The sequence below is a fragment of the Noviherbaspirillum soli genome (assembly GCF_015352955.1).
Classification (GTDB): domain Bacteria; phylum Pseudomonadota; class Gammaproteobacteria; order Burkholderiales; family Burkholderiaceae_D; genus Noviherbaspirillum_A; species Noviherbaspirillum_A soli.
In genome coordinates this window covers 76,561-87,760 of sequence record NZ_JACYOX010000026.1, presented here as the reverse complement: position 1 = coordinate 87,760, position 11,200 = coordinate 76,561, and the positions used below count along the sequence as shown (strand labels likewise).

Below are 11,200 nucleotides of genomic sequence, written 5' to 3'. Positions count from 1 at the left end.
CGAAGACACTGCATACACCGTGACCGCAGCACAGCTGCTGCAAGGTTTCAGCGATGTGGACGTTGCTACCAACGGCCAGGTGCTGAGCGTATCTGGCGCGGTTACAGCCGACCACGGCACGGTTGCCTACGATGCAACTACCCAGACCTACACCATCACGCCCGCCGCGAACTACAACGGCGAAGTCAAGCTCAGCTACAGCGTCACCGACGGTAACGACAGCACAGTGGCAGCCAGCCAGCAGTTCAGCCTGACAGCAGTCAACGATGCAGTGACCGGCAGCGCCACGGCTGTTCTGGCTGCAGGCACCGAAGACACCGCATACACCGTTACTGCAGCGCAGCTGCTGCAGGGCTTCAGTGACGTGGATGGCGATACGCTGTCGGTGGCTGGTCTGACAAGCAGCAACGGCACGCTCGTCAACAATGGAAACGGCACCTACACCATCACGCCGACGGCCAACTTTAATGGTCAAGTCAATCTGACCTACAGCGTGGTCGACGGTCATGGCGGTTCATTGGGCGGCAGCCGCAGCTACACTCTGGCAGCGGTCAACGATGCACCGGTCCTGTCTGGCGCCCAGGCTACTTTGATTGCAGGTACCGAGGGCACCGCTTACACCGTCAGCGCAGCGAATTTGCTGCAGGGCTTCAGTGATGCCGATGGCGACGCGCTGTCGGTGGCTGGTCTGACAAGCAGCAACGGCACGCTCGTCAACAATGGAAACGGCACCTACACCATCACGCCGACGGCCAACTTCAACGGTCAAGTCAATCTCAACTACAGCGTGGTCGACGGTCATGGCGGCGACATTGCTGCTACCGAAAGCTTCACCCTGGCAGCAGTCAACGATGCGCCTAACGGAACGGACAACTCCATCACCATTATTGAGGACAAAGGGTATACGTTTACGATCAACGATTTTGGCTTTACTGATCCAAACGACAGCCCGGCTAATAGTCTCTTCACGGTAAAAATTACGACTCTGCCGACGATATCCACTGGCACGTTATTATTTAACAATTTAACGCTTGCAGTAGGTCAGTTTGTTGCTGCCACCGACATCGCCGCCGGGAAGTTGACGTTTGTGCCTGCCGACAATTACAACAACACTCCTAGCACGCCTACTAGCTTTACGTTTCAGGTACAAGACAATGGCGGCTCCAGCAACGGTGGCGTTAATTTGGACCCAGTGCCAAATACCATGAGCTTCATCGTCACCGCGGACATTAGAGATGTCGCACCGTCCGGCCAAGGTACTAGTTCCTATTCAATCGCCATCAACGAGGGCAACATTTCCATCAAGGATGGTGGAGGCACGGACACAATTAGTGAAACGACAAATCCTAATTCCTTCAGTGCTTTCAGCTTTGAGCGCTTCAGTGACAACTTGGAGTTCAAAGGTGTAAGCGGTGCATCAGACGCGGTTCACCTTACCGTCCTGGACCAGTACTCGGCCAATTCCACGATCGAAACGATGACCTTCACCAACGGCGGCACCGTTGCCGGCTACGATCTTCTGAAAAATAGCGCCTACAATCTCGCGACGTCGCTGATTGGCGGCCCTGGCAACGATATCATTGCCGGCTCGAGCGCCGACGATTCGATCAGGGGCGGCGCGGGTAACGACCTGCTATTTGGCGGCGGCGGCAACGACAGGCTCAGCGGTGAAGCAGGGGGAGACTTGCTGTTCGGGGGCCAGGGCGCCGACACATTCCTCTTCGATACCACATTGAACGCGTCGACAAATGTCGACACCATCGGCGACTTCCAGGCGGGCGTCGACAACATCAGTTTGAGCGCCGCGATTTTCGGGGCATCGAATTTCACATCGGGTACGTTAAACGGCGCTAACTTCCTCGCGTCGTTAGGCGGTGATGCAAACAACGGGAATCAACACATCCTGTATGACACGGCCACCGGCAACCTGTTCTACGACACCGATGGCAGCGGCGGGCAGGCCAAGGTCTTGTTCGGCCACATCGATGTGCCTGGTTCGACAGGCACCGTGAGCAGCAGCGACTTCAAGCTCGGCTAATGGCTTTGACGTTATCGCCCGTATCCGAGGATTCGATGAAATCGCTACTATCGCTTCTGCGTCGCCCGCTTGCGCATGTGTTCGGGCTGTCCTTCTTCACCAACCTGCTCCTCCTGGCGCCGGCCCTGTTCATGCTCCAGGTCTTCGACCGGGTGCTGACCAGCCAGAGCCGCGAGACCCTGCTGGTGCTGCTGCTGGGCATGGCGGTGGCGCTTGGCCTGTCGCTGCTGTTGGACTACCTGCGCAGCCGGCTGCAGGGCGTGGCCGGCAACATGGTGGCCGAGCAGCTCTCGCCCGTGGTGGCGCGGGTGATGCTTGCCCGCTCGGCCGGCAACGCGGGGCAGGGCAGCGCCGAAGGACTGCGCGACGTGGCTACCCTGCGCAACCTGCTGTCGGCGCAGGGCCTGCTGGCGCTGTTCGATACGCCCTGGGCCGTGGTCTATATCGCCGTGATCTGGCTGGCCCACCCAGTGCTGGGCATGGCCGCGCTCGCCGCGGCGGCGCTGATGCTGGCGCTGGCCGTGCTCAATGACCGCATCACCCGCAAGAACATCGAGGCGCTGCAACAGGAAGCGGCCAGGTCGACCCGCTACCTGGAAAGCTCGATGCAGAACGCGGAAGTGGTGCAGTCGCTGGGCATGGGCGGCGCGCTGATTGCGAAATGGCGCGCGCTCAATGCCAGGGTCACCGAACTGCAGCGGCCCACGGCACGCAGGTCGGTGGCCATGGCTGCACTGACCCGCGCCACCCGCCAGATGGTGCAGATCCTGATGCAGTCGCTGGGCGCCTACCTCGTCATCACCGGCGATGGCACGCCGGGCATCATGGTGGCAACCACCATCCTGCTTGGCAAGGCGCTGTCGCCGGTGGAGCAGATCGTCGGCAGCTGGCGCGTGCTGGCAGAAGGGCGGCTGGCGTTTGCCCGCACCAGCGCGCTGCTGGAAGCCGTCGACAGCCAGCCGCAGCGGATGAAGCTGCCGGCGCCGAGCGGCAGGCTGCAGGCCAGCGCTCTGGTGTTCCGGCCGCCCAGGAGTGAACGGCTGATACTGGCCGGGGTGTCGCTGAGCCTGGAGCCGGGCGAGGCGATGGCCATCGTCGGCCCCAGCGGCGCCGGCAAGTCCACCCTGGTGCGCCTGCTAACCGGCCTCTGGCAGCCGGCCGCCGGCGTGGTGCGGCTCGATGGCGTCGACCTGGCGCAATGGGATCGCGAGGAACTGGGGCCATGGCTGGGCTATGTGCCGCAGGACGTGGAGCTGTTTGCCGGCACGGTCGCGGAAAACATTGCGCGGCTGGGCGTGCCGGACCCGGCTGCAGTGGTGCGCGCCGCGCAGCGCGCCGGCATTCATGACATGGTGCTGGCTCTGCCTGATGGATACGACACCGTGATCGGCAGCGCCGGCGTGATGTTGTCGCCGGGCCAACGGCAGCGCATCGCCCTCGCGCGGGCGCTGTATGGCGACCCCAAGCTGCTCATACTGGATGAACCCAATTCCAACCTCGACGGCGCTGGCGAACTGGCGCTGGGCGAAGCGCTTAAGGCTTTGAAAGGCGAGGTCACGGTGGTCGTGGTGACTCACCGCAGCACCCTGGTGCAGCACATGGACAAGATGCTGGTACTGGAAGCCGGCCGCGCCCAGCACTACGGTACCGTGGCAGAAGTGCTGCAGGCGATGCGGCAGCCGGCCGGCGCGCAGGTGGTGGCAATGCCGCGTGCCGCGCAAGGCGCCGCGTAGGCGGCAGCACTCGCAGATCAACCGGACAAAGTGAAATAGAGAAGAGAGCAGCATGACGATTTCCATGCGGGCCGATGCGGCCAATGACCATTTGATTCCCCATATCGACGAGGCGCGCAGCCTGGCGCGCTGGGGCGGTGTGGTAGTGCTGGGAGGCCTGCTGCCGGTACTGGCGTGGATGGCGCTGGCACCGCTTTCATCGGCGGTAGTGGCGCCGGCGTATGTCAAGGTCGACCTAAACCGGCGTCCGGTGCAGCATGCTGAAGGCGGCATCGTGCGCGAGGTGCTGGTGCGTGACGGTCAGCGGGTGCAAAAGGGCGAGCCGCTGCTGGTACTGGGTGACGTTGGGGTGGATGCGGATCGGAACCGGCTGGATTACCGGGTGCTGGCTGAGCGCGCCAGCTTGGCACGGTTGGATGCGGAGCAGTCCATGGCAAAAACCGTGGATTTTCCAGCAGAGGTGTTGGCAGGGGCGAAAACCGATGCGCGGCTGCAGGCGCAGGTGGCAAAAGAGCAGTCCCTGTTCCAGACCCGGCGTCTGGCCTTGACCGGGCAGGTAGCACTGCTGCGATCCCAGCGTGAAAAAATCGCCGAGGAGACGGTCTTCCTGCAAGCCCAGATCAAGCAGGCGACGGAGTCGATGGGGTTCCAGAAAAACGACTTGGAGAACAACCGCAAGCTACTAAAGGATGGCTATATCTCCGCTACCCGCATTGCGCAGTTGGAAGGCATCGTGGCTGATTATGGCGTGAAGCTCGAGGAGCGGCGCTCGGAACTGGTGCGCGCCGGACAGCGCATGATCGACACCGATTTGAAGATCCGCTCGCTGGAAGGCGAGTATCGTCAGCAGGCCAGCGACCAGCTTAAAGTCACTGCCGCGCGTGTCTCCGAAATAGAGCAGGAGCAGCGTAAATCCATCGACGCATCTGCGCGCCAAGTCATCGTTGCGCCTGCGGATGGTGAAGTGATGGACCTGAAATATGCGACGCCGGGCGTGGTCATTCCGCCGCGCGAAACGATCGCGGACATCGTGCCGGATGATAGCCGGCTGCTAACCGAAGCACGAATCCGCACTGAAGATATCAACCGGGTTCACAAGGGCCAGGAAGCGGATATCCGCTTTACCGCCTTTAAGGCCCGCACTACACAGCTAGTGCATGGCAAGCTGGTCTATGTCTCAGCGGACCGCTTGGTTGATCGCGCCACGAACGTACCGTATTACACCGCGCTGGTGGAAGCCGACCCGGCTTCACTGAGCAGCGCCGGCGACCTCAAGCTGCTGGCAGGCATGCCGGCCGAGGTCTATCTCAAGGGAGAGGAGCGCACGCCGCTGCAGTATCTGGCTGAACCTGTCACGCAGGTGATGCGACGCGCAGCGCGGGAGCGCTGAGGCGCGGGATTGCCGAGGTGGGGAGTCCGGGAGGCGGCCGGAGCGCAGCTGAAAGGACGCCGCCGCTAGCCTCAGAACGAGCATGCCTCGGCGGCCGCCCGGAGCGCAGGCCGGGCCGGGCTTGCCTTCGTGGCGTCATACCATGCCGCAAACAGATCGCGCTCAAGCGATATCCTGCGAATCTCTTCCTTCTGGACCTGCACCAGCAGCTCAAGCTGGGCCAGCCGGTTAACCAGGGTGTCGCTGCTGTCGTCCGGTTTCATGCCTTGTTTCTTCTGATTGCCGAGAAGGCAGGAAGTATATGAGGCGCGGTTCGCAGTTTTCCCCGGCAAGGCGATCACGGTTTGCGGAAATCGATATGTCCGGATGCCATGCGGATCGCTATCCGATCCGTGACCTCCGTAGGGTGCGATACCCCGGAGGGCATCGCACCGTCTCGCCGGCAAGGGCCGGGCGTCGCACGAGGCCGCTGTTGCGCCACTTCGGTGTGATGCCCTTCGGGTATCACACCCTACGGTAGCGACGCTCTCCCCACTCGATAACGGCTTATGCCGTGCATCCCGCTCCCGACCTCGTTCCACAACCTGCAAACATCCTTCGTTCCTGTTGCGAAACCACACGCACCTTCGTTAAATATTGTTTCCTGTAAGTAAATATACTGTTAGTTCCTACAGGAAATATGATACAAGGAAACAAAATCCGGTGCGCCGTGTTGGATGCCTATCCGGTTTCGAATTGGAGCGAAGCAGTCATGAACACTGCCATCGGAGAAAAAAACAAGGAAACGCAGTTGCCGCCTTTGTCCTTCAGGGCCGAGGCGCTCGACCTGCTCGCGCCGCACGACTTGCCGCAGCCGGAAGTGCAGCCGCTTGAAAAGCCGGCGGCCCCGGCGGCAGCAGGCCGCAAATTCTATCTGTCGGTACGGACCAAGTTCGCCATCACCGTGGCCTTCTCCATGCTCTGGGCCGCCCTGTCGGTCTATCTCTCGATGCCATGGACCCGTGACCTGGCCGCCTATATCGGCTATCCGCTGGCCTATACCATCATTGCCGGCATCGCCATCATTCCCGGCTTCATGAATGCCTTCATGGTCGCTGCACTGGTGCTGGACCGGCGGCCGCCGCGCGCGCCGCTGCGATCGCTCTATCCGCCGCTGTCCATCCTGATCGCGGCCTACAAGGAAGAGGAGAGCATCCTGGGCACGCTGGAAAGCATTGCCAAGCAGGGCTATCCTGGCCGGCTGCAGGTCATCGTGATCAACGACGGCTCGCCCGACCGCACCGCCGAGCTGGTGCGCGGCGCGCAGGCCGACTACCCATGGCTGCAACTGGTCGACCTGGAAAAGAATGCCGGCAAGGCCAATGCGCTGAACCAGGGGCTGAAGCAGGCAAGGCATTCGCTGGTGCTGACGGTGGACGGCGATTCCTATCTGTACAAGGACGCGCTGAAGAACATCGTCGAACGCTACCTGAACGATCCGCCGCATACGGCCGCGGTGGCCGGCTGCATCCTGGTGCGCAACTCGCGCCTGAACTGGCTGGCCAAGGCGCAGGAGTGGGATTACTTCCATGGCATCGCCTGCATCAAGCGCATCCAGTCGCTGTTCCAGGGCACGCTGGTGGCGCAGGGCGCGTTCTCGCTGTACCGCAAGGCGGTGCTGGAAAAGGCCGGCGGCTGGCCCGAGTGCGTCGGCGAGGACATCGTGCTGACCTGGGCCATCCTGAAGGAAGGCCACCGCGTCGGCTTCTGCGAGGATGCCTGCGCCTTCACCAATGTGCCCACCACGCTGAAGCAGTTCATCCGGCAAAGGCAGCGCTGGTCGCGCGGCATGATCGAGGCTTTCAAGCAGCATCCGGAAATCCTGGTCGCGCCCAGGCTGTCGACTTTCTTCGTCTACTGGAATGTGCTGTTCCCGGCGCTGGACCTGATCTTTACCATCGTGTTCCTGCCCGGCCTGGTGGCCGCGCTGTTTGGCTATTACTTCATCGCCGGACCGATGACGCTGGTGCTGCTGCCGCTGGCGGGGCTGATCAATATCCTGATGTTTTCCATCGGCCGCAAGATGTTCGACGCCAACGGCCTGACGGTCCGGCGCAACATCGCCGGCTTTCTGACGTACACGCTGGCCTACAGCGTGTTCCTGCAGCCCGCCTGCCTGCTGGGCTACCTTTCCGAATTGCTTGAATTGAAAAAGAGTTGGGGCACGAAATAATGAGTATGACAATCCGCGGTCGCCGTTTTTCCGTTTTGTTCATGGGGCTGGGCCTGCATGCGGCCGGCGCCATCGCCGCCGATGCCGAGCCGCCCGCGTCCACCATGGCGGCCGGGCCGACCTTCTTCGCCGCCAACGACAATGAGCATTTCAACACCCGCAGGACGGGCGTCGATTTCTTCCCGTCGCTGCAGGCCCAGGACGCGGCCACCGGCCTGCGCTACCGCCATCATGAGTTCAGTCAGGACGGCTGGTCCAGGAGCGGCGAGCAGCTTGCCCTTGCAGCAAGGGGGCCGCTGGCGGCCGGCATACGCACCTGGCAGCTTGAAGCCGGCGCGATGTCGCAGGGCGGCCATACGCTCCTGACGGCCGACGGCAGCTACCTGCTGCCGATCGCGAAAGGCACCTCGGCCGAGTTCTTCATCAACCGCGACTTCGTCGAGACCAGGACCGCGCTCGACCGCGGCATCCATTTCACCTTCGTCGGCGGCAGCCTGGAGCATCAGCCGCATCCCAAGGTCACCCTGATCGGCACGCTGGGTTACCAGGACTTCAGCGATGACAATCACCGCCGGCATGCACGGTTCAGGGCGGTGTTCCAGCCCGACCTCGACCTCGGCCTGACCTTCCAGTACCGCTTCCGCCATTACGACAGCACGCCCAACGAAACCCGGCGCGGCTATTTCAATCCCGAGCGCTACCAGGAAAACATGCTGCTGGCCGGGTGGCGCTATCGCTACAGCGGCTGGGTCGGCAGCGTGCTGGCCGGCGCCGGCACGCAAAGCATCGCCGAAACGCCGAGCGGGCCGTCGCGTCTGCTGGAGTTCGGGCTGAGTAGCCCGCTGGCCGGACAGCAGCGGCTGGATCTGCGGGCGGGGTATCTGCGGACTGCCTCGTTTGGCGGGCCGGATTACCAGTATCGGTATGTTCAGGCGAATTGGGTGATCAGGTTCTGATGATGGCTTCATGAGAGGCGATGGTGCCAGAGTGCGTGCTGGCCCGTGCGCCACTCAGGATCGCACCAGCTTTTCCTTACTACCCTTGCTGCATCGATAAAACGTATGGCTTGCGCTGCTTGCGCGCTTCCGTTCGTAATCTCTCGTGTTGACAGACGGCTCGCATAAAAAACAAGCCTGTCCGAAGACAGGCCCGTAGCAAGCGTCGCTCAATTGTTAAGCTGATTACGCCTTCTTGTTTTTCGCTGCGCGACGGCGGTTAGCCGCGAAACTGAGCAAGCCGAGGCCGAGCAGAGCCACGGTGCTAGGTTCCGGTATGTTGCCGTTGCCCGGGCCGCCGCCCTCTTCAAGCGTGCCAAAGAAATAGGAGCTTGCGCCATTTCCCTGCACATGGACGGCATTGAACAGACCTTGTTCGTTTGCTAATCTAAAACTATTTTCTGTCAGGCCGGCGCCGGTGATGGTGTAGGTGGAAGATCCGCTCTGAAGCTGGCCAGGATTCGCCGTTGAAAAATGAAAGCCCAGGTCGAAGTCTCCACCTGGAGCTCCGCCGAAATTGTTGACAACGTTGTCTCCGTATTCCTTGCTGCTGGCAGCGACGTTCGTTGGAGGGTTGGCAGCGCCAAAGAGAGTAGCACCGGTAATAAGAACGCTCGAATTGAATGCCCAATCATTGACATATTTGCCTGCGTCCAAAGTCGGAGCCACTGTCATGGTGAGCTTGACCGTGTTGGCTCCATTATCTTCAAACTTTGCGGTAGCAAAGTAGCTGGTGGTGGCAACCGCTGGGCCGTTGTACTGACCCAGGTTGGAAAAGTAGTAAATGACGCTTGCATTAGCCGCAGTGGAAACTAAAGCGGAGAGGGCAACAACCGAAGCAGCAATTAGATTACGTGTCTTCATTTTTATTCCCGGAAAAGAGTTGAACTGCTTACTTTTTAGCAACGTTCATGCCAGGAAATATTTCCCTTTAAAAACATAGGATTACATTTTCACTGCCAAAAACTGGCAGTCAACTGTAAATATTACCGACAAGTAAGGTTGACTGGCGGGAAAGGATGGTGGGAGCCAAGCGGATGCCTTTCGTCGTTAGCCAAGCAATTGCTGCTTTCTGTATCTGGCGCACGACTAGAAAAACAAGGCATGTCAAAACGAAAAAGCCCGCACGCGGCGGGCTTTGATCTACTACAGCGCTGCCTGATCAGGCATTGGCGCGCTTGCCAGCGTCGCGCCGTGCTGCCGCCGCACCCAACAGACCCAGGCCGAGCAGCGCGACCGTGGCAGGTTCCGGAACGTTGCTGCTGGATGTGCTGCCGGGGGTTCCTATGTTGAATACCAGCGTGGAGTTCGAATTTTGTGGACTGACGCCGGAAAAATCGAAGCTGATCGTGTTGGTCACGCTGTTTAAAACGTAGTCGGTATCACCAAAGTTGTTGAACTTGGGCGAGTTCGATGAAAGCGTCAAGCCGGTAATGGTTTCATCGAAACCCGAAAACACGAACTTTCCAAGAGTGCTGGAAAATGCACTTGTGGGGGTATTGTTATTGACGGTGATGGTCAGTGAATTCTGGTCGAAATTGAAATTAAGGTAAGTGGCGATGTTGATGAATTCCGGCGTGGTGCCAGCGACGATGGTCTTGGTTTGGGTGCTCGATGTAGTCCCATCCAATTTACCAGTCAAGGTAATGGTGTCGTTGATCAGCCCGGCGTATGCAGAGGTGCTGAAACCTGCGATAACCAGTGCTGCTACGGAAAATGCCTTTTTAAATCCGTTCATTTACTTCTCCCGTTAATTGTTTGGTATTGCTGTTACCGGAAGATCAATGCGAAAACCATGCCAGTAAGAAAATATTTATTAAAAACAACTACTTGTATAATGGAAAGGTATTTATAAAAAGCAAGTTGTAAATATTCCCGACAGGAAACGAATCGCTTTCGGATTTCATTTTTCTTCCAGTAACGCTGGCACCCGGAGGTCTGCAGGCGAAACCATGGGTCAATGCTCGGTACAATATCGCCTTCCCCAACCGGCACGCCTGCTTCCATGGCTCGACTTCCCCGACTGGTAATTTCACACCAGGTCCATTACCTCAGCCAGCAGGGCCATGACCGCCAGCCGGTGTTTCGCGATAGCGATGATTACGCCGCCTACCTGAACTGGCTGCGCGAAGCCAGCCGGAAATTCGGCGTCGCCATACACGCCTACGTGCTGCTGCCCGAACATATCGACCTACTGATCACGCCATCAGACGAGGAGGGGCCGGGCAAGATGATGCAGTGGATAGGGCGCTACTACGTGCCGTACTTCAACCGCAAGTACAGGCGCACCGGCACCCTGTGGAGCAGCCGTTACCAGGCAACTGTCATCGAGGCGCAGGGCTGGTTCCTGGAATGCTGCCGCTATATGGAAATGCGGCCGCTGCTGGAAAACGCCGCGGCGGAGCCGGTGGATTACCGCTGGTCCAGTTACGCCCATCATGCCGGCGTACAGGCCGATCCGCTGTTGACCGACCATCCCCAGTACTGGCAACTCGGCAATACGCCCTTCGAACGGGAAGCGGCGTACCGGCAAATGATGGAGCGCGGCATGTCGAGGACGGAAATCGACCGCATCGGCGCAGCGGTGCGCGGCGGCTGGCCGCTCGGGTCCGACAATTTCAAGCAGGAACTGGAAAAACGCATACAGCGCCGTATCACGCCGGCGCGCCGGGGCAGGCCGCCGGCGGCCAAGTCGTTGCCAATTGGTAAGGCAAACAAGGCCGGTAGCTGACCGCCCGCACCGCAATGACTCTGTCCCCAATTAAAATGACCCGCTATGAGTCATATTTTTAATTGCACTCTGACCCCAATTTTTCTCATTGAACTATCTGA

General features: G+C 60.0%; 10 protein-coding genes. 6 read left to right on the top strand and 4 right to left on the bottom strand.

All coding sequences use genetic code 11. The annotated features are described in order from the left end of the window. From IGW04_RS17580 to IGW04_RS17570, 3 genes are all read left to right on the top strand, one after another. On the top strand, positions 1-2,038 hold a 2,038-nt coding region (locus IGW04_RS17580; protein ID WP_194714384.1), incomplete at its 5' end, for a cadherin-like domain-containing protein. 35 nt (positions 2,039-2,073) lie between these two features. Beyond that, positions 2,074-3,771 carry a type I secretion system permease/ATPase gene (locus IGW04_RS17575; RefSeq protein WP_194714383.1) on the top strand — a complete coding sequence of 566 codons (1,698 nt, stop codon included), beginning with the start codon at positions 2,074-2,076 and terminating at the stop codon, positions 3,769-3,771. A gap of 52 nt (positions 3,772-3,823) precedes the next feature. Further along, the gene (locus tag IGW04_RS17570) at positions 3,824-5,161 is read left to right on the top strand and encodes an HlyD family type I secretion periplasmic adaptor subunit (RefSeq protein WP_194714382.1); all 1,338 of its coding nucleotides are present in this window, start codon (positions 3,824-3,826) and stop codon (positions 5,159-5,161) included. Positions 5,162-5,232: 71 nt separating this feature from the next. Here IGW04_RS17570 and IGW04_RS17565 read toward each other — a convergent pair whose 3' ends face one another. Further along, entirely contained in the window at positions 5,233-5,424 is a 192-nt protein-coding gene (locus tag IGW04_RS17565; protein ID WP_194714381.1) for a hypothetical protein, read from the bottom strand. A 488-nt stretch (positions 5,425-5,912) separates the two neighbouring features. Between IGW04_RS17565 and IGW04_RS17560 the strand changes: the two genes are divergently transcribed. Beyond that, the gene (locus IGW04_RS17560) at positions 5,913-7,373 is read left to right on the top strand and encodes a glycosyltransferase (RefSeq protein ID WP_228527168.1); all 1,461 of its coding nucleotides are present in this window, start codon (positions 5,913-5,915) and stop codon (positions 7,371-7,373) included. Further along, positions 7,373-8,329 carry a hypothetical protein gene (locus IGW04_RS17555; RefSeq protein ID WP_194714380.1) on the top strand — a complete coding sequence of 319 codons (957 nt, stop codon included), beginning with the start codon at positions 7,373-7,375 and terminating at the stop codon, positions 8,327-8,329. Before IGW04_RS17560 ends, IGW04_RS17555 begins: the two co-directional genes overlap by 1 nt. Positions 8,330-8,554: 225 nt before the next feature. Here IGW04_RS17555 and IGW04_RS17550 read toward each other — a convergent pair whose 3' ends face one another. The 3 genes from IGW04_RS17550 to IGW04_RS17540 form a co-directional block, all read right to left on the bottom strand. After that, entirely contained in the window at positions 8,555-9,232 is a 678-nt protein-coding gene (locus tag IGW04_RS17550) for a PEP-CTERM sorting domain-containing protein (RefSeq protein WP_194714379.1), read from the bottom strand. A gap of 298 nt (positions 9,233-9,530) precedes the next feature. Next, complete coding sequence (locus IGW04_RS17545) at positions 9,531-10,106, bottom strand: PEP-CTERM sorting domain-containing protein (RefSeq protein WP_194714378.1); 576 nt, start codon at positions 10,104-10,106, stop codon at positions 9,531-9,533. 32 nt (positions 10,107-10,138) lie between these two features. Next, the gene (locus tag IGW04_RS17540) at positions 10,139-10,375 is read right to left on the bottom strand and encodes a hypothetical protein (RefSeq protein WP_194714377.1); all 237 of its coding nucleotides are present in this window, start codon (positions 10,373-10,375) and stop codon (positions 10,139-10,141) included. Here IGW04_RS17540 and IGW04_RS17535 point away from each other — a divergent pair. Continuing rightward, positions 10,374-11,099: a transposase gene (locus IGW04_RS17535; RefSeq protein ID WP_194714376.1), complete on the top strand. Its 726-nt coding sequence runs from the start codon at positions 10,374-10,376 to the stop codon at positions 11,097-11,099. The two genes, IGW04_RS17540 and IGW04_RS17535, sit on opposite strands and share 2 nt — an antisense overlap. The last annotated feature ends 101 nt before the right edge of the window (positions 11,100-11,200 follow it).